This window comes from Klebsiella pneumoniae complex sp. WS1778, from assembly GCF_049472055.1.
GTDB lineage: Bacteria > Pseudomonadota > Gammaproteobacteria > Enterobacterales > Enterobacteriaceae > Klebsiella > Klebsiella quasipneumoniae.
The window spans coordinates 31,970-53,405 of sequence record NZ_JBKGTJ010000011.1 but is presented as its reverse complement, the minus strand read 5'-3'; the positions used below and the strand labels follow the sequence as shown (position 1 = coordinate 53,405).

21 protein-coding genes are annotated in these 21,436 nt (G+C 46.9%); 7 read left to right on the top strand and 14 right to left on the bottom strand.

All coding sequences use genetic code 11. From position 1 onward, the window contains the following. Positions 1–757: 757 nt before the first annotated feature. Both ACLEXF_RS24840 and ACLEXF_RS24835 read right to left on the bottom strand, forming a co-directional pair. The gene (locus ACLEXF_RS24840) at positions 758–1,399 is read right to left on the bottom strand and encodes a recombinase family protein (RefSeq protein ID WP_048207636.1); all 642 of its coding nucleotides are present in this window, start codon (positions 1,397–1,399) and stop codon (positions 758–760) included. 32 nt (positions 1,400–1,431) lie between these two features. Next, entirely contained in the window at positions 1,432–2,016 is a 585-nt protein-coding gene (locus ACLEXF_RS24835; RefSeq protein ID WP_152913115.1) for a hypothetical protein, read from the bottom strand. 338 nt (positions 2,017–2,354) lie between these two features. On the opposite strand from ACLEXF_RS24835, the gene ACLEXF_RS24830 reads away from it, so the two are divergent. Both ACLEXF_RS24830 and ACLEXF_RS24825 read left to right on the top strand, forming a co-directional pair. Then, the gene (locus ACLEXF_RS24830) at positions 2,355–3,242 is read left to right on the top strand and encodes a hypothetical protein (RefSeq protein WP_223307925.1); all 888 of its coding nucleotides are present in this window, start codon (positions 2,355–2,357) and stop codon (positions 3,240–3,242) included. A 2-nt stretch (positions 3,243–3,244) separates the two neighbouring features. Beyond that, a complete protein-coding gene (locus ACLEXF_RS24825; RefSeq protein WP_152913116.1) occupies positions 3,245–3,415 on the top strand; it encodes a hypothetical protein in 171 nt (56 codons plus the stop codon). Between the two features lie 37 nt (positions 3,416–3,452). Here ACLEXF_RS24825 and ACLEXF_RS24820 read toward each other — a convergent pair whose 3' ends face one another. Further along, positions 3,453–3,650, bottom strand: coding sequence for a hypothetical protein (locus tag ACLEXF_RS24820; RefSeq protein ID WP_048207638.1), 198 nt, complete (start codon positions 3,648–3,650; stop codon positions 3,453–3,455). Positions 3,651–3,803: 153 nt separating this feature from the next. Then, on the bottom strand, positions 3,804–4,181 hold the full coding sequence (locus tag ACLEXF_RS24815; RefSeq protein ID WP_223307924.1) for a hypothetical protein: 378 nt from the start codon (positions 4,179–4,181) through the stop codon (positions 3,804–3,806). Between the two features lie 237 nt (positions 4,182–4,418). Between ACLEXF_RS24815 and ACLEXF_RS24810 the strand changes: the two genes are divergently transcribed. The 5 genes from ACLEXF_RS24810 to ACLEXF_RS24790 all read left to right on the top strand — a co-directional run bounded on the left by ACLEXF_RS24810 (position 4,419) and on the right by ACLEXF_RS24790 (position 8,699). Further along, positions 4,419–4,571: a hypothetical protein gene (locus ACLEXF_RS24810; protein ID WP_223271237.1), complete on the top strand. Its 153-nt coding sequence runs from the start codon at positions 4,419–4,421 to the stop codon at positions 4,569–4,571. A gap of 27 nt (positions 4,572–4,598) precedes the next feature. Beyond that, positions 4,599–5,219 (top strand): hypothetical protein, encoded by a 621-nt coding sequence (locus tag ACLEXF_RS24805; RefSeq protein WP_071444165.1) that lies wholly within the window; start codon positions 4,599–4,601, stop codon positions 5,217–5,219. Beyond that, entirely contained in the window at positions 5,110–6,084 is a 975-nt protein-coding gene (locus ACLEXF_RS24800) for an IS30-like element ISApl1 family transposase (RefSeq protein WP_012478345.1), read from the top strand. Before ACLEXF_RS24805 ends, ACLEXF_RS24800 begins: the two co-directional genes overlap by 110 nt. Before the next feature lie 195 nt (positions 6,085–6,279). Next, entirely contained in the window at positions 6,280–7,905 is a 1,626-nt protein-coding gene (locus ACLEXF_RS24795) for a phosphoethanolamine--lipid A transferase MCR-1.1 (RefSeq protein ID WP_049589868.1), read from the top strand. Positions 7,906–7,976: 71 nt separating this feature from the next. Then, positions 7,977–8,699: a PAP2 family protein gene (locus ACLEXF_RS24790; protein WP_039003037.1), complete on the top strand. Its 723-nt coding sequence runs from the start codon at positions 7,977–7,979 to the stop codon at positions 8,697–8,699. 86 nt (positions 8,700–8,785) lie between these two features. Here ACLEXF_RS24790 and ACLEXF_RS24785 read toward each other — a convergent pair whose 3' ends face one another. Genes ACLEXF_RS24785 through traI form a run of 10 tightly spaced genes read right to left on the bottom strand, consistent with a single transcriptional unit; the run spans position 8,786 to position 21,414 of the window. Continuing rightward, entirely contained in the window at positions 8,786–9,250 is a 465-nt protein-coding gene (locus ACLEXF_RS24785; RefSeq protein WP_071444014.1) for a KfrB domain-containing protein, read from the bottom strand. 55 nt (positions 9,251–9,305) lie between these two features. Further along, positions 9,306–13,265, bottom strand: coding sequence for a zincin-like metallopeptidase domain-containing protein (locus ACLEXF_RS24780; RefSeq protein ID WP_071444015.1), 3,960 nt, complete (start codon positions 13,263–13,265; stop codon positions 9,306–9,308). 5 nt (positions 13,266–13,270) lie between these two features. Further along, on the bottom strand, positions 13,271–13,456 hold the full coding sequence (locus ACLEXF_RS24775) for a hypothetical protein (RefSeq protein ID WP_004196216.1): 186 nt from the start codon (positions 13,454–13,456) through the stop codon (positions 13,271–13,273). Positions 13,457–13,471: 15 nt separating this feature from the next. Beyond that, positions 13,472–15,499: a DNA topoisomerase 3 gene (locus ACLEXF_RS24770; protein WP_015059025.1), complete on the bottom strand. Its 2,028-nt coding sequence runs from the start codon at positions 15,497–15,499 to the stop codon at positions 13,472–13,474. Continuing rightward, positions 15,496–15,822, bottom strand: a complete 327-nt coding sequence (locus ACLEXF_RS24765) for a hypothetical protein (protein WP_063862696.1) — start codon at positions 15,820–15,822, stop codon at positions 15,496–15,498. Before ACLEXF_RS24765 ends, ACLEXF_RS24770 begins: the two co-directional genes overlap by 4 nt. Then, complete coding sequence (locus ACLEXF_RS24760) at positions 15,819–16,160, bottom strand: hypothetical protein (protein WP_223307922.1); 342 nt, start codon at positions 16,158–16,160, stop codon at positions 15,819–15,821. Before ACLEXF_RS24760 ends, ACLEXF_RS24765 begins: the two co-directional genes overlap by 4 nt. 8 nt (positions 16,161–16,168) lie before the next feature. Then, positions 16,169–16,702, bottom strand: a complete 534-nt coding sequence (gene traF, locus ACLEXF_RS24755; protein WP_004196194.1) for a conjugative transfer signal peptidase TraF — start codon at positions 16,700–16,702, stop codon at positions 16,169–16,171. Beyond that, positions 16,699–18,645, bottom strand: a complete 1,947-nt coding sequence (locus ACLEXF_RS24750) for a type IV secretory system conjugative DNA transfer family protein (protein WP_032310210.1) — start codon at positions 18,643–18,645, stop codon at positions 16,699–16,701. The genes traF and ACLEXF_RS24750 overlap by 4 nt, the downstream gene beginning before the upstream one ends. Further along, positions 18,632–18,787 carry a type IV secretory system conjugative DNA transfer family protein gene (locus ACLEXF_RS24745; RefSeq protein ID WP_003019749.1) on the bottom strand — a complete coding sequence of 52 codons (156 nt, stop codon included), beginning with the start codon at positions 18,785–18,787 and terminating at the stop codon, positions 18,632–18,634. Before ACLEXF_RS24745 ends, ACLEXF_RS24750 begins: the two co-directional genes overlap by 14 nt. After that, the gene (traI, locus tag ACLEXF_RS24740) at positions 18,784–21,414 is read right to left on the bottom strand and encodes a TraI/MobA(P) family conjugative relaxase (protein WP_072778615.1); all 2,631 of its coding nucleotides are present in this window, start codon (positions 21,412–21,414) and stop codon (positions 18,784–18,786) included. The genes ACLEXF_RS24745 and traI overlap by 4 nt, the downstream gene beginning before the upstream one ends. Between the last annotated feature and the right edge of the window lie 22 nt (positions 21,415–21,436).

The following is a 21,436-nucleotide window of genomic DNA, read 5'->3' as shown; positions in this document are numbered from 1 at the left end:
GTACATGCGCAGCGGGCGAACTCCGGGCCGGTATGACACGTACACGGCCAGCCGGGACAGTACATGCGCAGCGGGCAAACTCCGGGCCGGTATGACACGCACACGACCAGCCGGGACAGTACATGCGCAGCGGGCGAACTCCGGGCCGGTATGACACGTACACGGCCAGCCGGGACAGTACATGCGCAGCGGGCAAACTCCGGGCCGGTATGACACGCACACGACCAGCTGGGGACAGTACATCGATAACATTAAAAAAGCCCCTGGAAAGGGGCTAAATTTATTTCTTCTTAATCTCTTTCACGAGTCTGGCGACAGCCGTTATAAGGGTGGCAAGAGCGAGGATGATCTGAGGGAGGTTCTGGATAAGTTCGGTGCTCATCGATAAGACCTTTCTAAAGAAGGGATGCCGTTTCCGACAAAACAATTATCTCCAAATCAAGGTTTCTGCTCCAATTGATTTTTTATATCCCTTTACCTGTCCAAATAGCCTCTCTAAATTGACACCTCTATTTCTTGCTGGCGTAAAACCGCTTTTGATTTCATTTCTTTCGCGTGGTTGCAGCTCGGACAGCGGCTACTTTATCTGCAAATGCTTTACCTTCAAGAAAATCAAAATTTCTCGTTCTGGCGTTATATTTTTGGGGAAGGGGGGAAGGGATTTTTATACCCAAGATTTCCCCAGTTGTCTTTAGCGCATGAACCAGTTCAGCCTCACTTACTCCGGCCATTTGCGCAAGTAACTCCGTTCGAATGCCTACGCTTTTTTCGCATTGTGATATATTCCTTCTTTTTTAAATTTAGCCCATACAGATTTTACAAGGCTGACGCTACATCCACAAAGTTTCGCTGTTTCCGCAATACTTGTCTTCCTTGAACGATACTCAATGATGCGTTTATGAAGCCGTAGATCTGCAGTTCGCCCCTGATACCGGCCTTGCCGTTTAGCCAGTTCAATACCCTCTTTCTGGCGTTTGCGACGGTTTTCATAATCATCCCTTGCCAGCTGCAGGGCAACTTTGAGTAACATATCCTGAACAGATTCCAGAACTACCTTCGCAACACCGGATTGAGCGTTAGCCAGTTCGGTAAGATCCACAATTCCGGGAATGGCAAGTTTCGCGCCCCGCTCTTTTATAGAGTTTATTAACGCCAGCGCACTATCGAGCGGTAAACGACTGATACGATCTATATGTTCTGCAATAACTACTTCGTCTGGCTGCAGATCATTTATCATTCGCTGCAGTTCCGGGCGATCAGCTCTTGCACCGGACGCCTTTTCTTTATAAATACCGGCAACATAGAATCCATTATTCCTGGCATTTTCTATAATTTCATTTTGCCGGGTCAAATCCTGTTCGTCTGTACTAACTCGCAAATACACTCGTGCTATTTTCATGTGATAAACCACCCCAGCAATCGATCAAACAATCATTTATCAAAATACTTTTTTCTTACCTCTTCCTTTTCAAGGTTAAGACAATAATTCTCTACGCAGCACACAGCTTTTTTTAGAACATGAGATGGAATATTTTTGAAATCCCGTGGTATTTCCTCGCCTAGCATCGAAGGAAGCATTGCTACTCTAAGAAACACAAAAAACTGATTCCTAGCCGCTGTGGGACTGATCCCTAACTCTTTTGCTAAAGCGGTATAGGTATAACCATTTGCTACCCCTTCCGCAATAACCGCACCTTTACGCATTCGCTGAATGAATCTGATTTTATTTCGTTCCTTTTGGGCCTCTTCAGCTTGTAACCTTACAGAACTACGAGGTGTACCGCGTTGAGCAAAATGAGCAATGCCAAGCTCTTTCATTCGCTTTTGAATCTGGCTTGTTGGACGATTGAGCCGAACGGATACTTTTGCCAGCGAGTCGGTTCCCAAGATTGCATCCTCTTCCGGTGTCCAATTAATTTTTTGCACAGCGATGGCCTTCCATATTGAAGTAATTTTCATTGGGTATATCGCCAGCGATCCAATAGCTGGGATTGATAACCCACGAACGCCGGTCAAATGCTACAGCCTGGCGACAGTTGAACAACCAGGACCACCAGGCTGCAAAGCGCAAATTGCCCTCGTACAGAACCCGACCATGAGGGATACCAACAATGTATCTGGCTTTAGGTTTCCTGTTTTCCACTAATCTTCTCCCCTTGCTGCGCAGCTAGTTAACTAAGGTATACCCTAAAAGCCCACTCGTTAAGTGTATGGCTTTTTTACTGCATATACAGTTTAAACTGGCTAGGGCAATCAAGGCAACTTAAAAAAGCCATCAATGTGATAAAAATGAAATGACATCAATTATGAATGTGGTAGCATCGTTGAATGTTAAATCATTCAATAGGAGTGAAATGATGGATCTAACACAGATTTCATTGCGAACGTCGAGAGATCAAGTCGAGCGTATCAAAACCTATGCTAAAGCAAGTAACCTGTCAGTTAACGCTTTCCTGGTTAACCTGATAGAGAACTCACTAAACAACATTGCTAATGATGGAACACAGAGCGAACTTACACGGCTTGTAGCTGAACCGGTCAAAACACTTTCAAGGCTTCATCACAAAATTTGCGATCCCTGGAATACAAATGAACCTGCTGATCTGACTCCCGCTGAAATAGCTTTTTTGACAGATGCGGCCAGGAAGCAACTGGATAGCAAACATTTGGCTGGCCCTGATTACTTTGCAATACGTGACCGCATCGATAATACCCTAATAGAAAGCAGTCTTGACTATTATCAGGATCTGTTCGGCTTTGCACATCGCTTCTATATTCGTGATGAAGAATCCAGAAGGACGTTTGCAACCGAACACGCGCCGGTAGGCATCCAATCCGTCGATTATTCGTTTACGGTTGGGAACAAGACCTTTACGATTATTGTCCGGGGAAATGACAGTAATTCCTTCGATACACCGGAGGATAACCGCCCTCCTGTTCTGGCGTTTACCTGTGAAACCGCGCAATTTGATACCCGCCATGATTGGGATACTTTCATTGCACTGGTGAGGCTCATGAACGCAGTACATAATGGTGAAGAATCTAAATGCCACGCCGGTACGCATACCCGCCTTGGCCGCCGTATGGATAGCGAAAAACCATGGTCACTTTTCTTAGGGAGACTGCAGCTGCTGCTGAAAGATAGCGAGCTAAAGGATATGGCTGTAGAATTTCATAAACTTGTTAATGGTGATGCGGCTAACGTTATCAAACAAATACGTTTACTTTACGGTGAGGGTTAAACATGAAAATATTTGCTCTTATTTTTTATATTTTCCCTTTGGCTTCTTTTGCTTCAAACGAAAATGTAGATCACGTTTTTATAAAGGCATTTCAGGCTGCAGTGGCTTCATCATTATGTACAGATGTAGCTAATGTAAGTAAAGATACCCACCTGAAAAAGAAAATTTCGTAAAATCAGCGGCTACGATTTTAGCCGCTAAAGAGTTTTCTCAGGTTCCTGCTGGCGTCATCATCATCACTGCAATCATTCCTACTGCCACCGCGAGCATGAGAGCTACTCCGATATTAATTACAGCTACAGCCGCTTTCCTGGGCGTCTTTTTATATTCAGGAATAAGCCAGAGCAAAACAATCCCGATAAGTACAGCCACTGCCCCCATACCCAGAGGCTTCCAGAAAATTTCCATTAATTCTCTTCCTTCTATTTATCTTTAAATTCATCCTGCAGCTTATCAATGCCTTTAGTCAAATCTTTACTTTTGCCATCTTCATAATCAGGCCATGGAATAAACATCTTTCCTGATTCCTGCATCATTGCAATTGATGTAGGACAGCGCCATTCATATCGAATTAGCGGAACCATTCTCACCGGTATTGAACATTGCACTGTCAAAAAATATAAATGCGAGAATTAATGAAAGCACGGAACAACCAGTATTCCAGAAATTTTTTCCACGTTCAGAATAAAATGAAAATACTATAACCATTACTAAAGATGAAATAAACCCCAGCCATTGTGACGCAACTGAAAGTTGTGAAAGTGTTTTAACTGTATAAATACCTTCACCAGAAATGAAAGACAAAATAAACGGTGAGATAATAAAGCAAATTGCTGGAAAGCAGGTAAATACAAGTTTGGCATTATTTTTGATTAACTGGCGTTCTCCAGAAGCCGCCGCGATCATCGACTGCCACATGATTTTTACCAGTGCCAGCATCAGAACACTGCAGATCAACATATATAGCACGGCGTACTCCCAATCCTTAGACGGTTTGAAAATTACTTGCAAATAGGACAAAATGTCCTATTATAGATACAGGACATAATGTCCTACTCAAGGGGTGATAGGGAGGCTGCCACCTCCCTATCCGACACCAAAAATCCGTGCAAGGAATTTCAAATGTCCCGTATATCGTATAGGAAAATCGACTCAGAGAACAGCAAGCGCCTTGCTTTGTTATCCCTTCGTGAATTTCTGAACGAACTACCAAAAGTCACCATTGACGAGATAGAAGGTCTGGCGGCTACCAATACCCATCTGGTAGAACAGATCCCACGCTACCTGAGTGAGATGGTAAGCTACGAATGCCGTTTAATTGGTTTCTGAATGTCATGAACTATAAGGATGAATCAAATGAAAAATGAAAAGCCCTATGCAGGTTTGCTTAAACCAGAACATCTTTACTCGATGTTAAGAGCCTACATCATCGAACACGCACCCTTTGCGCTGTCAACTGTTGTTGTATCCGACGTGATTAACGCATATATGGGTAGAAAATCTGGCTATCCATTTCTAATGTCCGATGATTTACCGCCAAAATTCAGCGGTAAAGGTTTTGAAATTTTCGGTGCTTACAAAAACACCGAAAATGAGAGCACGCTGATCGAAAACTCAGCGGCATGGACTTGTTGTAAATTAACCTATTTAGAAACAGAAGATGACGTCAATACTTTTAATGAAGCCCTTAATGCAATGATGCGCTGGATGTACGCCACGGAGTATCTAATTAAGGACGAATGCGGCTACCTTCCTACTCAGAAATTATTTAGCGAATTAACGCTGAATTTACAATCCAAGTGCAACAAAAAAAGAAGTACTCATCAACTAGAATATAATTTTGTTTCCACACAAAAACCATTTCCAAATGATGAGTACTTCCTACCGACATCTTACAATAAACGAGCGAGAAAAGATAATGATTTTACTCGCACAGGGCAAAAAACAAGCAGAAATTGCCAAAGCACTGGGACGTAGCTCCAGCACCATTTCTCGCGAGCTGAAACGACACGCTCTAGAAAGCTACAGTGCAACGAACGCACAAAACAGCTATTTGAAGCATCGTCAAAATAGCAAAGCACAGCGCAAATTAGAGCAGCCTGAATATTTCAATTTGGTGCAAGAAAAGTTTCTGACAGAAAACTGGTCGCCCGAACAAATCAGCGCACGATTAAAATTGGAAAAATCTGAATTATCCATTAGTTATTCAACCATTTATCGTGGTATTTATTCAGGGTTGTTTGATATAGGCGAACGCAAAGCCAGTCGCAAACTGCGCCACAAAGGCAAAACACGGCATACAAAAAATCATCATGAAAAACGTGGCAAAATTCAGATATCCAACCATTTGAACGACCGTCCCATTTCGGCGCAAAATCGCAGTCGCTTTGGACATTGGGAAGCCGATACCGTACTGGGTAAAGCGGGTGGAGCTTGTTTGCTGACGCTGACGGAACGCAAAAGTCGTTTTGAGTTGGTGAAGAAAATTCCTGCCAAAAAAGCCGAAGCAGTCCAAAAAGCCATGATTGAATTGCTGGATTCACATATATTGCGGTCAATTACGCCAGACCGTGGTAAAGAATTTGCCCAACATCGTTTGGTAACAGAAGCACTGGGTGTAGAATTTTACTTCCCCGAGCCGCATCAACCGTGGACACGGGGAACGAATGAAAATACAAATGGGTTACTTCGTGAATACTTTCCGAAGCACCAAGACATCAATCAGTGGAGCGAAGTTGATATTCAACAGGTGATCAATAAACTGAATTTACGACCACGTAAATGTTTAGGTTGGAAAACACCTTATGAAGTTTACTTCAAAAAATCGTTGCACTTGGTTTGACAATTCAAGATACAAATTATAAATACTCTCAAGTGTATATTCAGTATGGGATTGCGCAATGATTGCCTAATAAAATTTCTGAAATATTTCTGTATCGCATAATTTTTTATATCAGATAAATTGTACTGGATTTCTTAAAAAATTGCAGTATAATTGCCGCAATTATCCCACCGTTTATTTTTTTAATAGTTTCTCATGATGCAGCATACTTCTGTGTGGTACCGACGCTCGGTCAGTCCGTTTGTTCTTGTGGCGAGTGTTGCCGTTTTCTTGACCGCGACCGCCAATCTTACCTTTTTTGATAAAATCAGCCAAACCTATCCCATCGCGGACAATCTCGGCTTTGTGCTGACGATCGCTGTCGTGCTCTTTGGCGCGATGCTACTGATCACCACGCTGTTATCATCGTATCGCTATGTGCTAAAGCCTGTGTTGATTTTGCTATTAATCATGGGCGCGGTGACCAGTTATTTTACTGACACTTATGGCACGGTCTATGATACGACCATGCTCCAAAATGCCCTACAGACCGACCAAGCCGAGACCAAGGATCTATTAAACGCAGCGTTTATCATGCGTATCATTGGTTTGGGTGTGCTACCAAGTTTGCTTGTGGCTTTTGTTAAGGTGGATTATCCGACTTGGGGCAAGGGTTTGATGCGCCGATTGGGCTTGATCGTGGCAAGTCTTGCGCTGATTTTACTGCCTGTGGTGGCGTTCAGCAGTCATTATGCCAGTTTCTTTCGCGTGCATAAGCCGCTGCGTAGCTATGTCAATCCGATCATGCCAATCTACTCGGTGGGTAAGCTTGCCAGTATTGAGTATAAAAAAGCCAGTGCGCCAAAAGATACCATTTATCACGCCAAAGACGCGGTACAAGCAACCAAGCCTGATATGCGTAAGCCACGCCTAGTGGTGTTCGTCGTCGGTGAGACGGCACGCGCCGATCATGTCAGCTTCAATGGCTATGAGCGCGATACTTTCCCACAGCTTGCCAAGATCGATGGCGTGACCAATTTTAGCAATGTCACATCGTGCGGCACATCGACGGCGTATTCTGTGCCGTGTATGTTCAGCTATCTGGGCGCGGATGAGTATGATGTCGATACCGCCAAATACCAAGAAAATGTGCTGGATACGCTGGATCGCTTGGGCGTAAGTATCTTGTGGCGTGATAATAATTCGGACTCAAAAGGCGTGATGGATAAGCTGCCAAAAGCGCAATTTGCCGATTATAAATCCGCGACCAACAACGCCATCTGCAACACCAATCCTTATAACGAATGCCGCGATGTCGGTATGCTCGTTGGCTTAGATGACTTTGTCGCTGCCAATAACGGCAAAGATATGCTGATCATGCTGCACCAAATGGGCAATCACGGGCCTGCGTATTTTAAGCGATATGATGAAAAGTTTGCCAAATTCACGCCAGTGTGTGAAGGTAATGAGCTTGCCAAGTGCGAACATCAGTCCTTGATCAATGCTTATGACAATGCCTTGCTTGCCACCGATGATTTCATCGCTCAAAGTATCCAGTGGCTGCAGACGCACAGCAATGCCTATGATGTCTCAATGCTGTATGTCAGCGATCATGGCGAAAGTCTGGGTGAGAACGGTGTCTATCTACATGGTATGCCAAATGCCTTTGCACCAAAAGAACAGCGCAGTGTGCCTGCATTTTTCTGGACGGATAAGCAAACTGGCATCACGCCAATGGCAACCGATACCGTCCTGACCCATGACGCGATCACGCCGACATTATTAAAGCTGTTTGATGTCACCGCGGACAAAGTCAAAGACCGCACCGCATTCATCCGCTGATTTCTCCCTGTATTTTTTCCAAACCCACCGCACACTCCATTCGTATTATGGGCGGTGGGGTGGGGTTTGTTATGCCGTATTTATCAAATAAACGCCTACTTGCTGAGATGAGTATCGCTCTTGTCATGGCGATCGTTGCCACGCTGACCCTTGAGCACAGTCAGATTGATCTGATGGTCGCTGATTGGTTTTATCTGGGTATGGGGCATTGGATGGTTGCCAAGCAAGCTTTTTTGCCAGATTTGCTACTGTATTCTGGACTAAAAAAGCTGCTGATGGCGATGCTGATCTACTTGCTGGTTGCGACCATTTGCCGTGCTTATCATGAGAAAAAGGGCAATGCTATCACTGCCAAGTGGCTTGTCCCAGTGACAAAATTTCGCGTGCGTGAGCTTGCGTATCTGGTGCTGACTTTGATCCTAGTGCCGACAGTTGTCGCGTCATTGAAGGCATATACTCATGTGGTCTGCCCTGTGCATTTGACGATTTTTGATGGTACGCTGCCGTATTTGCCGATGCTTGATAGTATGCGTAACACCATTCCTGATAAGTGCTTTCCTGCGGCGCATGCCAGTAGCGGATTTGCGCTGTTTGCCTTTGCGTTTGCGCCAAGTTTGCGCCGCCGTCGTGGTGCGATCATCATCGTGGTGATGGCATTGGGCTGGGCGATGGGCTGCTATAAGATGATTATTGGCGATCATTTTTTGAGCCATACGGTGGTGTCGATGATGCTTGCGTGGGCGATGTCGGCAGGGCTTGCGTGGGTGTTTTTTAAGAAGGGTGAACAAGTTTAGGGTAAAAATTAATAAAAACGCTGCGGTATATATTTATTTCATTTCCTGTCCTTAAAAGGCATCTTTCGATGCCTTTTATTTTAATGTTAAAGCGAGCGCGATTTAGACTGACTGTTATTTAACTTCTGCGCTTTATCCTGGGTCAGTTCGCTCTTTACCTTCCCTACTCCACGAGAGTAAGCCACCTCGTAATTTTGCCCTACTACCGGCTCCTTCTCCCAGGCATTTCTATTATGCTGTACTAAGCCTTTCTGAGACAGCTGGTAGACGTGGCGATCGTCAACGTGTAGCACTTGTCCTACATGGGAATGCGGATAAACGTTCTTGGACGCCTGCTGCGCCTCGGAAAGCTGATAAATGCCTTTTGGCAAACCGGCCTCCGGCAATACCTTCTGTGTTTGCCATTCACCACCGACCACTTTATCTACCTGGCAGCTACCGTTGAGCACACATATTTTCATGGAGCCTTCTGGCTTCATGATAACCCCGATGTCGCTACTGTTACGACCTGCAGGCATCGCTGCATCTTGCGTATAACTGCGTTTTTGCATTGGTCTTACTCCTTATAATTTTACTGGCCCGCAGGCAGGCCAGTGTCAGAACGTCTTACATAGCGTGGCGAATGGTCCGCTTTTTCTCTTTTTCCTGAACGAGTTTTTTCTCTTCGGTCTGGACCTGTGACTGCTGCTGTTTTTTATTCAGCTGGTCAGCAATGACGGCTTTCAACTGCATCGCCACACCTTCCCGGCCAAGAGAACTATTTACGGCCAGATCGTTAAAGTCAGTGTAACGATCAGCGCGGCGAATAATATCAAGCTGCTTTTCCGATAGTTGCGCTGCCTGCAGTACCTTCACTTCGGCATCCGGGAGTGGCTTATCACCGCTCGTATGAGCCTCCAGTTTGCGCGAGGCGGTCTGGTGAGCAAGATACGCCGCCGGTTTAATCTGGCTGAGTTCGTCTTTCCCAGGTACTTCACCTTTAGCAAATACCGGGAACACCGCCACACCGCCGACAGCTTTCGCTGTCTCCAGCGCCTTTTCCCTGCCAACGTTTACACTGGCCTTATCCTTCACCTTCATTTTGCATGACTGAGAAATATCATCATCACCGGCAATGATGATTGGCTTATCGGGGTAGGCTTCTTTAAGTGCTTTAGCGACAGGTTCCAGATTACCTGAATCGAAGGCGGCGACCGTTGGCATATTAGTAGCCTCTGTGATGCTCCCTGCCGTTGCGTAACCTTCGGCCACGATCAGCACCGGGGATTCTTTAAGCGCGTCCAGCCCGCCAACGACATGGAAACATCCCTCTTTACGGGCGTTCTTGGCAAAACGTTTTGTGCCGTCCTCGTTGATGTACTGCATGGTCCATTGCTTACCCTGGACATCATAAGCAGGGATAAAGGTTTTCTGCCCTTCCTTGTCAGTGAACACGCCTTTATGCACCTGCAGCCCTTTTTTCTCCAGGTAAGCAGTTTGCTGCTGAGGTTCATTGAGTTTGGCGAGCTGCTTTTCAACACGCTTTGCAGAGGACTCATGTTCTTTTTGTTGCTGTGCCGCTTTTTCGGCCTGTTTCTGAGCTGCCTGCGCCCGCAGGAGCGCTTTTTCTTCGTCGGACTGCACATATCCCTTGGAAGACCAGCGTAACTCTTCTTTAGTGCGGTTGTTCTGCATAAAGCCTGCAGGATGGCCGTCAGTGTGGATGATATAAAAACCTGACTTCTCCCCTTTCTTGTCACCCTCTACCGTGATCCGATGCTTCTCACCATCCATAATTGGATGCTTCTGGCCCCGGTCAGTATCGGCATCGAGGATGCACCCAATATCTTTTAACGCGGTTTCCACTTCCTCCTGCAGCGTCATTGCCGGTGACTGCTCGATCACTACGTTTTCAGGTTTCCACTTCGCCAGTTTTTGCATATCAGCCCCGGCTTCGGCGTACCAGGTTTTTTTCTCTTTGTCCCATTTAGCGCCAGCTGCTTTAGCTTCTGCACGGTCTTTGTAAGGGACGGCCAGATCCTGACGCTCACCCACTTCCGGCGTTACGTCTTTCACAGATGCAACCGGCGTATTTTTTTCTGCAGCTGCAGCTGGCTCACCGCTCCATTTTGCAAATTTATCAAGAGATACGCCTTTTGGTACAAACCAGGTCTGTTCGGTTCGATCCCATTTAGCCCCAAGCGCTTTGGCTTCATTGCGTTCTTTGTAGGGTACATTGATTGGGGTATTTTCCTGCGCAACATTCAGGCTGAATTCCGGGAGAACTCGCCCGCCGTCTTCACCAAGGAAAACAGCCTCATTATCGCCCGGTTCCGGCCCCAGCGCATCCAGAGCGCGTTTCATTTCATCCGGGCTGTCAGCACCCTCCATCAGGCTTTCAACACGGTCCTGATACCATTCCTGCGCTTCTCCTGGCGGGAGTACGCTAATCTCATCATCAGGCTTGATAACACCTTGCGTTAAGGCTGCTTTTTCTGCGTCAAGCGTTTGGTAAAAATTGTTCTGCAGGTCATTCAGATCGACCTGACCGTTATCGATAAGACGTGAGTCATAAATTGAACGGTTATCCCCTTCGTTAACGGCGGCCAGCGCCTTAACCGCGCTGTTGGTCTGCATGATGATATTCACATGCTCATTCTGGCCGGGATTTTCCACAATGGTATATTTCGGCTCAGGCAGGAGGGTTAATGCTAAATCAAGCTCACGATATGCGCTCTTAATTTTGTCCTGAGCCTCATTCCAGTTCTGACTGAATGAAGAATGAAATTCGCTGTTACGCTTCCAGAAATCACTATCCTGATTGCTGTTCTGCGCATCAAAGAGGACGTTACGCGATAGTGTAAGCTGGCGACGGTTCATATTCTGGACGTGCTTAGAAAGGCCACTATCGAGATTAGAAAGAATGAATTTCTCAGCACGATACTGCCGCTGCTGTTCGGGTGTAACAGACGTTTCAGGTTTAGTGCTCATATTGATGCGCCCCGTTTCGATGGCGTCAGCATGCCGCTTAATGTTTTCCTTCAGCTGTTCTTGTAGTTCCTTGGGAAGCGCTGGCTTGTTAAATAATTCTGCCCTCTTCCTTTCACGATAAACCTCAAGGAATTCCTCTTCTGACGCAGGCGCTGCGGAAGATTCTCCATTAGGTTTTGACGCCAGAAAACTGGAATTAGGCCACCAGTTTTTAGGAAACTTAGCGTCCTGCGGTAATTCTCGCGGGTCGCCACTGATATTTTCAATCTGACTCTGAACCTTTTTAGCCGCTAAAGTCAGGTTATTATCTATGCTGGCAAAAGCGGTTTTAAGGGCATTACTTTGCCATTCATTATCAGAAGAGAATCCCGTTCCGGGTACACGTTCATCACCGATATACGTCAACGCTTTTCCGCGCCCAACCACATCAGTATGAACAGGAATAGTATTGCCGTTACTGTCTTCATAGTTAACACGAATGGTTTCTTCGCCCAGCTCACCAGTGCCACGACTGTAATAGGTAACGTAACCAGCTTCCTCCGCTGTCTGCTCCAGAGTCATGAAAGTGAAATGGTAAAGTTGCACTGTTTCAGCATCGAAAATCTGCGGGTTAGTCAGCCGCTGTACCTCGGCCAAGACCTCATTATGCTCTTTTACGCGCAGCTCTGTTTCCAGCGTTACCGGTTGTTCCTGTGTCCTCTGCTGTTCAAGGCCCAGCACGAAGCCCTGGATTTTTTCAGCGTCAGCTGCAGCACGGAAAATTTCCAGCGGATCATCCTGCAAGGCTTTAATCCAGGATTTAACATAAGCGACATGCTGAGAAGGGTCATGACCTATTCCCAGCTCATCGCCCATGATCATGCTGGCAATTTCTGCGCGAAGTTCCTCTTTGGCGTAACCTTCACTACCAAAAGGATGGGCCAGATCACGATCAAGGCGTGAGGCGTGACCGGTCCAGTGGCCCAGCTCATGAAGTGCAGTGGCATAGTAACGGTCGGCACTTGGAAAAGCGGCCTGCTGCGGTAAGTGAATACTGTCTGTAGACATGCGGTAAAAAGCGCGGTCTACCTGGTCATGTGAGATTTTCGCGCCAGAGGCTTCAAGAATGGATTCGGCACGTTCAATGCTGTTCCAGCTCTTATCCTGGCGAACGGCCATTGGTGGAAGACCGTCAATCTGCTCCGCATTAAACACTGAGGCGATAAATACTTTCGGACGCTCCAGCTGGACGGTTTCCTTTACCGGCTTATCATCTTTATCGAGCACAATGCTACCATCATCGTTGCGCTTGATACGTTCCTCAGTGAATTTCCAGTATTGGACATGCGTACTTTTTTCGCCTTTCCTCACCTGCGCACCTGCAGCTGTCGCCTGCTTATAGGTCATCCAGCGCTGATCGCTGTAACCCTGCGCCATAAGGTGAATCGCGTTAATGCCCTTATAGCGTTTACCGGTGGTAGGGTTCATGGGAAGAGCGGCACCTGGTGCGCCCGGATTCCATGGCTTCTGCCATGGCGCCGTACCCTCTTTGAGCTGGGCTATCAGGTTTTCAGCCACAATCTCATGAAATGGTTTTTTCGCTTTAGCTTCTGCCATGGTCGTTACTCCGCATCAAAAGCACTTTCATATGCGTCACGCGCATTCAGTGCATCATCTTCGAACGCTCCCGCAAGATCAGCTTCATCCGGGGAAAACTCGGCTACATATCCCGGTGTCATCAGATCGCGATATTTATCCTGTATTGCGTCGTTAACATCAGGGCGAATTACTGCGTTAGTGTCAGTCATATACTGCCTCCACGATTAAGCGCGTTTTACGGGGTTATAGTTCGGACTACCTTTAATATCCGGGTAAGACTCCTTACAGGTGGGATAACCGCTGCAGGACCAGAAGTGACCGGCTTTTTTGGACGGACGGCGAATAAGCCCTTTACCGCATACCTTGCATTTGTACTTCTCAGAAATTTGCACACCACCGGCAACTTTGATAGCCCCAGCGTTAATAACCTTAATCTGATCTCGTACAAATTTTTCCTGCATCTTCACAAAGGAATCAACGTCACGTTTGCCCTGCTCAATTTCCAGCAACATACGTTCGTTGATTGCTGTCATGACCGGGCTTTTAACCAGTTCTGGCAGAATGGCTATCAGCCCCCTTCCCAGCCTGGTACTGATAATGTCTTTGCCTTTGTTTTCGATAAAGCCACGTTTCTTTAACTCGGCAACGATTGTGGCGCGGGTGGCTGATGTACCAATACCATCACCTTCACGCAGTAATTTTTTCTGCGCCGGGTCTTCAACGTATTTATGAATATTTTCCATTGCGGTGTTGAGCGTACCGTCATTAAAGCGACGTGGCGCTTTAGTTTTGGCATCCTGACGCTGTGCCTGAGCACAAATAATTTCGTCACCATTTTTCATTGATGGAAGAGACTGCTCAGACTCATTTTCTTCGTCTTCATCCTCTCCATCTGAATAAACATCTTTCCACCCGTTTTTAGTCGTTACGCGGCCACCGGCCCCAAACGTTTCACCATTAACATCAATAATAATTGTCGTCGCTTTATATTCATGCACTGGGTAAAACTGAGCCAGGTATGTTCTTACAATGAGATCGTAAATATTACGTTCTTCTGGCGTAAGCCTCTCAATGTTACCTTTGTGCATCGTTGGAATAATGCCGTGATGCGCTGTCACCTTAGAGTCATCAAAAGTTTTTGATTTGACTTTTGGATCAGCCTTATCGATTAGGGCAGATATTCCCGGATAAGTAACCCGAAGAGAATCCAGAATTTGAGGCGCATCTGCGTGTTGAGATTCAGGCAAATAAGAGCTATCGGAACGTGGATAACTGGTAAGTTTATGCGTTTCATAAAGAGACTGACATATAGCCAGCACTTGATCGCCAGAATAACCAAACTTACTTGAAGCAACAGCTGTTATACCACCAAGAGAATAGGCTTTAGGGTGATATTTTTTCTTAGGCTCTTGCTTATATTCTACAACCTTACCGGTTTTCCCGGTTAAAGCCGCTACTAATTTATCGGCTTCTTTAGTGTCAATAAGCCTTCCCTCAGAATCAAGACCAGGCTGATCTTCTCTGGCCTGCCATGCCGCAACAAACGCCCCTTTTTCATGTTTAAAGACAGCTTTGATATTGTGATACGGAATTGGTTTGAAGTTTTCAATTTCAAGATCGCGGGCAACAACCAGCGCCAGCGTTGGTGTCTGAACTCGCCCGACCGTCAACAGAACACGCGAGCCACCACGCGCTGCCGACAGTGTGAATCCTCTTGAAAGGTTCATGCCAACCAACCAGTCAGCCCGGCCACGCGCAAGAGCTGCACGACCAAAATTCACATATTTATCGTTGCTCTCCAGACCTTTCAGCGCCCTGGTAACACTTACCGTATCGTTCGCATTACACCAGTAACGCAGGACCGGTTTAGTGCATCCCATGTCATCAAGAATTTCATCAACCAGTAACTGCCCCTCGCGATCCGGGTCGCCAGCATTAACAATAGTGTCAGCCCGTTCTACCAAATGCCGGATGGTTTTCAGCTGTTTCTCAGCATCTTCACGAGGGTTAATAATCCACTTTTCCGGGATAATTGGCAGATCATCTTCTCGCCAGATTTTTTTGCCGCTCTCATTGCGCGGTACATTATCTGGTGTATACACATCCGGTTCGGCCTGCTCATACATATGACCAAAACACCAGGTCACATAGTCACTACCGCACTCAATGTAACCGTCTTTTTTATTTGTTGCGCCTAATATTTCAGCGATAGCTTTCGCAACACTTGGTTTTTCTGCAATGAATACTCTCATTTGACACTCCCTATTTCTGCCATAAGCGCTTTAACTTCTTCACTATCAGGGACACATGAATCAACGTTATTTAATTCACAACTGAAAACATCAAGAATGAATAGAGCAGACTCCAGATCCTGTATCAATTGATGTTTATCAAGGCAATCTTCAATTGCGTACTGTGATATATGTTCAATCACATCAGCGGAGCGATGACAGACCGTGATAATTTCACTTCGCCTTTTTTTATCTTCACACTCTGATAAATTCCCCAAAAGCGCCTCAGCAATGAGGCTGCGATAACGAATAGTTTTCAAAGCATACATAATGAGATTATTCATACGGTATTATCCTCATCCGAAGAATTCGTAAGGCAATCTGGTTTTTTCGGAAAAGGACGTGGATAAGGTTTATCAGGAGTAAGGTTATAGGTACGATTTTCCACGCCAGAAACCTCTGCCAACTTACTTAAAAATTCATCCTGAGATTCAATCCAGCATCGAATCCAGAAACATTTATCCATAAGCTCTGGTGCTTTTTCATATAACAATTCGAGTAGTTCGCGATTTTCATCAATTCGTTTAAAAATGCCCCGATTGGTTTTTGAAATAACTTTTTCCAGTGCCTCTAATTTTTCCTTCTCCGCACTCTTATGAAATAACCCCATATCAATTCCCATATTCTTTTTTACCAGGTCATTACAGGTAATACCGTAGAAATAATCTGTGACTTTGTGACCGCACCGAAGTATCTCCCGTCAAATGATGATGCGCTGCGGTCAGTCATCAGCAACAGTTCAGATTTACCCAACGTGTACACTTCACGAATGGCGGGCAGTTTACGCCCGCCCGGATCAGCGCTTAACGGCTTGCTGTAAGGCAATAACTGTCCATTGACGTAAACACCATCATCACGAAAAGCGACTTCATCGCCTTTAGCCGCTAAAATCCGCTTCATCATCTCGCCATACCCCCCAGGACAAAAGCCGCTGCCGATGTAACCGCGCTTCTGTGCCAGGGAGAAAATAGCCTTTTCAGGCGGGCAGAAAATTACATAGTCGCCCTTCTCTGGCGCTTTCTGGCTGATTTTGTACAACCCAACAGGGATACTTTTCGTGGTATTGATGCGTAACCCGGCGGCATATCCAAGGCCACACACAACTGCACCAATCAATGAAGCTGAAATAACGCCAATGGCAGCGTACCGGGTCACTTTTTTCATATTGCGATAGCCTCATTACTGGCGTCATCATTCGCAGCAACTGCGGCGCGAATACGGTCGGTAGTTTTTGGCTCAGGTACTGAGGCACGAAGCGAGAAAATTTCATCCTGGAAGAACAACGGCTGTTTTCCATAAATGGCCGGGAACCCTGCCACGTAAACCACCATGTCGCCGCGCTCGGTGATCAGACCTTCTGCATTCTTTTTAGGTCCAGGCATACGCAGGCATTCGTCCACAGTCAGCAGCGGGCGCTGTACTTCCTGCATGGTTTTGGACACGCCACCCAGTATCGCGCTGGCACGTTTCCCGCTGGTTGTGATCTGCTCTTTGATAACCGTTGTCTGCCCGGTCAGCTTAGAAAGGTGCTCGGCTGTCTCGGTACGGTTAGGTGGGTATGCGTTCTGCACATGGCAGTTCGAGGTGATTGTTTCATCCGGCCCGTAACCTGTCTCACGGCTACGCAGCTGGTTAATATCCTGACAGATGAGGTAGAACTTGATGCCGTAACCCGCAAGGAAGGCCAGCGATTCCTGAATGATTTCGAGTTTACCCAGGCTTGGGAACTCATCGATCATAGCCAGAAGACGATGTTTGTAGGTTTTCTTCGTCTGTACCCTTTTGGTTCCCTGGACAGAAAAACCAAACGCCTGTTTAAAGCGCTGCCACAGCGTAAGGTTGTTATTGACGCGCTCAAACTCCATCTTATCGGCCAGCAAGCGAACAATCATGTTCAGCATGATTCGTACCAGCGGGCGTAGACGAGCTTTATCGTTTGGCTGAGTGACGATGTACAGGGAAACCGGATCGTCATGGTTCATAAGGTCTTTAATTTTAAAATGTGACTCGCTGACGTTGCGGGCCACAACCGGATCACGGAAAAGGGCGAGGTAAGATTTTGCAGTAGACAGCACGGAACCGGCTTCCTCTTCAGGGCGGTCCATCATGTCTCGGCCAGCTGCACCTACAACCGGATGATTCTCGCCGTTTACGTGGCCGTATTGCGTCATTTCCATCCACAGTTCCCCAGCCCCTCTTTCCGGGTCGGCCATGATGGAATCAACATACGGAAGCGTTGCTGGCGTACCATCATTTTTGTGCTTGTAAAGTACATGGAGGATCACACCAACTAAAAGCGCCTGTGATGTTTTCTGCCAGTGGTCGTTCAGCCCTTTACCGTCCGGGTCAACTATCAGCGTGGCAAGGTTCTGAACGTCGCCAACTTCGTTTTCAGTACCCACACGGATTTCATCGAGAGGATTCCAGGCGACGGAACCATTGGCAGCTGCAGGTTCGAATTTCAGACACAGATTCTTGGCGTATTCTTTACGCCAGCCCGCCGTCATCGCCCACAGTTCACCTTTAAGGTCAGCCACTACCGTTGAATGTTTCCAGGAAAGCAAGGTGGGAACAACCAGGCCAACACCTTTACCCGAACGGGTAGGTGCATATGTCAGAACGTGCTCCGGGCCGTTGTGACGCAGATACTGCAACTGGCCGTTTTTGTCTTCCCATGCGCCAACGTAAACCCCTTCATCATTCCCCAGCAGGCCAGCAGCTTTTATATCCTGTTCGTCAGCCCATCTTGCAGAACCATGAAGATATTCATTCGCCTTGGATGAGTTTGCTTTCATCATACTTGTCAGTGCAGTCAGGACCAGACCACCGGCAGCGACCGTAGCCCCGACACTGCCAGCTGCAAAAAACGCATCAGGTAAACGGTCATGCCATGCTGAATACCATTTGAAATAGGACCACGGCGCGTAGATGTGATTGAAGTTTGGCCCCAGCAGTTCCTGATAATTAAAGCTGTAAGCAAAATACTGTGTGGCAGCCTGGATGCCAGCCGCCAGTGAAGTGATGGCCATCGCCGGGATCAGTTTCCCTCTCGCAGTTTTCTTTTTATTACGAACCTGCGGCCCTACAGCGTTATTAGGCTTTCTCATTGGCTTCCTCTTTTATCTTCCAGTCATCATGGGTGACATCCATTACTACGACTGAATCCGGCCAAGATGTTACAAGTGGGATCACTATCCCCACTCCTTTAGGGGATTCACACAACACCGGTGTTGATTCTTTTTCTTTCATCGACTTCTTCCTTTCGTTGTCCTTACTGAACCGGAAGGGGTCAGTGTGACCGACTCCCCGACTTTAAGATTGCTCAGTCTCCGGGCGGTGTAATCGCTGACAGGCATAACAACAATTTCATCATCCCGTTTTAGCAGGGCTAACGTTTCCAGCCCGCTTTTACGTTGGCCTGCATACTCAAACAGACCTTTATCAGTAGAATTATACCCTCTATGTTTCGGTATATCGAACCCTTTAAGGCGTTTTTGCTCACGTTCATTGATATATTTTTCAGCACTACTCAGCGGTTTCTTAACCTCAGCAGGCGTTGTTATTCCTCCTGCCCCAGCCATATCCCGTCGCAGTTGATCAGCACGTTCGGCTGTTTTGTGCTCCAGCTGGTCAGAAACATTACCCTGCAGTAACACTTCACTTCCTCCGGCGATGCGAACCATACCGAGTTCGGACATTGCTCGCAGACGGTTTTTTGCTGTGGGCGGCGGCTGGCGTCCAGGTCGCGCAACGTTGGGCTTACTATGTCCTCGTTCGCCATTTGGTTCGGCTGCTCGACTTCTCCCTGTACGGGTGTCATCACTCCTTCCTGGCTGGCTTCCTGCTGTAGTAACAGCATCGCCTGTGCCAGTTCGTCTTCTGCTGCTGCTGGTTCCATATCCGTTTCCGGCATCAGCGGAGGTGCTTCGTCCTGTGACTCCTGGCTCATTTGCTCCAGTAGCATTGCCATTGCCGCTTCGTTCTCGTCCTGCATCGGTTCGTTCTGTTCCGGCATATCTTTGTCGTCTTTGCTCATTGTCTTTTTCCTCATTCATTCGGATAAAGTTTTCAATCCGATCTCTGGTTGCGTAAGGACCGACAAACCAGGATTTCTTTTCGGTGTCCCACATGGCCCCGGCTTGCCGGGCCTTGCCTCTTTTCTCAAAGGGGATGTGGATGTATTCACGTTCGCGGGCCGCTTTCTTAGTCAGAATTTGTCTCAGCTTTTCCAGTTCAGGATCGGCAAATGACACGTCCAGCTCACGCGCAGCGGCTACAGCTACAATGCGTTTTTTAAATTCAAAACTGCCGTTAACGGTGAGTTTGTCTCCATAACGGTGTTTAGCCATAAGCAGTGCGGCATGAAGACCGTCATCTCCGGCATCGCGGGATACATCCAGACGTTTACCACCGTCACGGATAGCACTCTCTCCCACGCGGTAAATAATCGTCCCTTCCTTCGTTACGCTGTCCGGTTTGAGTCCAGGAATACGGCCATCTTTTTTGACTTTATCGCCATGCAGAATGTTGGCCTCTTTACGGGCCTGCTGTGCATTCCGCTGGCGTAAAGTTTTCAGCGCTTCATCATCACCACCTGCGGCTTTAAACTGCAACCAGTCAGCCCATGTACGCCGTTTATGAATGTCATAAGCTGCCTGTCGGTCTTTTTTATAAATGGCATTTGCCCGTTCAAGTTCTTCCCCTAGCGCCTTACTTGCCAGACCATATAAATAGCGTTTATTCACACCCGGTCCTTTCAGTAACTTGATAGTTGCCCGCTTTAACCGGCCTGACCTTTTGGCGTTTTCAATGAGGCGATCACGTTTAACCTTTGCCAGGCGCAGTGCTTCGTTACGGGCCGCTGTAAGCCGTTGCTGTTCGCTCTGGTAGCGCCCATAAAGTTCTGTAGTATTTGCTCCCTGAGAACCCAGCGGTTTACTTTCATAGCGTTTACCACTGTTAATCTGCATAACGGGAACATCCCCAAGGTGAACCTGGCGGTTTTCGCGCATTGGAGGGGGGCGATCTCCGGGCCGCTTAACGTTTGCAGCTGAACCGAATCGCTGTTTAATCGCCTCCGGGGACGGTCTGGAAGGTTTTGTATCGGGAATGGAGGATTCAAACGAGCCTAACTTCTTTTCAAGCGCTGCGCGGGAAAGAGAGCGATCTACAGAACTGGCTTTTACAGCAAGACCATCTGGACCAGCGATAACAAACCCATTACCTTTCTGGCGTAATTCCAGTCCGTTTTGCCGCATCGCTTGATGCAATTCTTGCCAGCTGTTTGCATTTAACAACTGCTCTGCACATTCCGCTTTCACCCAGCTCAACAAACTCTGAATGCCTGAGTGTCTTTCCATATCCTTGGCCCGATTCTCAGAAGCGGAACGGGTAGGCATATGATTATCTACTTCCAGTCCATACTTCTTTTCTAAATACGCGCAAGACTCAGCGAGAACTCTGTAGTCGTTGTATGGGTTATGAATGGTTAGCGTATCCGGGTTAATTTTGTTGATAGCCACATGGATATGCAGATTATCTGTGTCGTGATGTACTGCACTTAATCTCTGATGATCACCAAACCCTAAAGACTGACAGATACTCTCCTCTATAGCGTTTAAAACGTCTTCTGACGGCTTTTCTCCGGGCCGGAATGAAATCACCAGGTGATACGTTTTGTCGCTCTCAGATCGCGTATTAAGGCGTTGTGTAATGTTGACCTCAGTTACAGCGTCCTGAACATCCTGAGATTGGCAATTAGTTGCTTTAATGACACCCACACGCTCTTGTTTGCTTTGCGGGTTAGTGATGTAGTCAGCTAACCCGGAAAAGCTACTTTTCTTGATTTTCTTCATGGGAAGATGTCGGGCAATCAATTTGCTTTACCTTTTTAGCCGC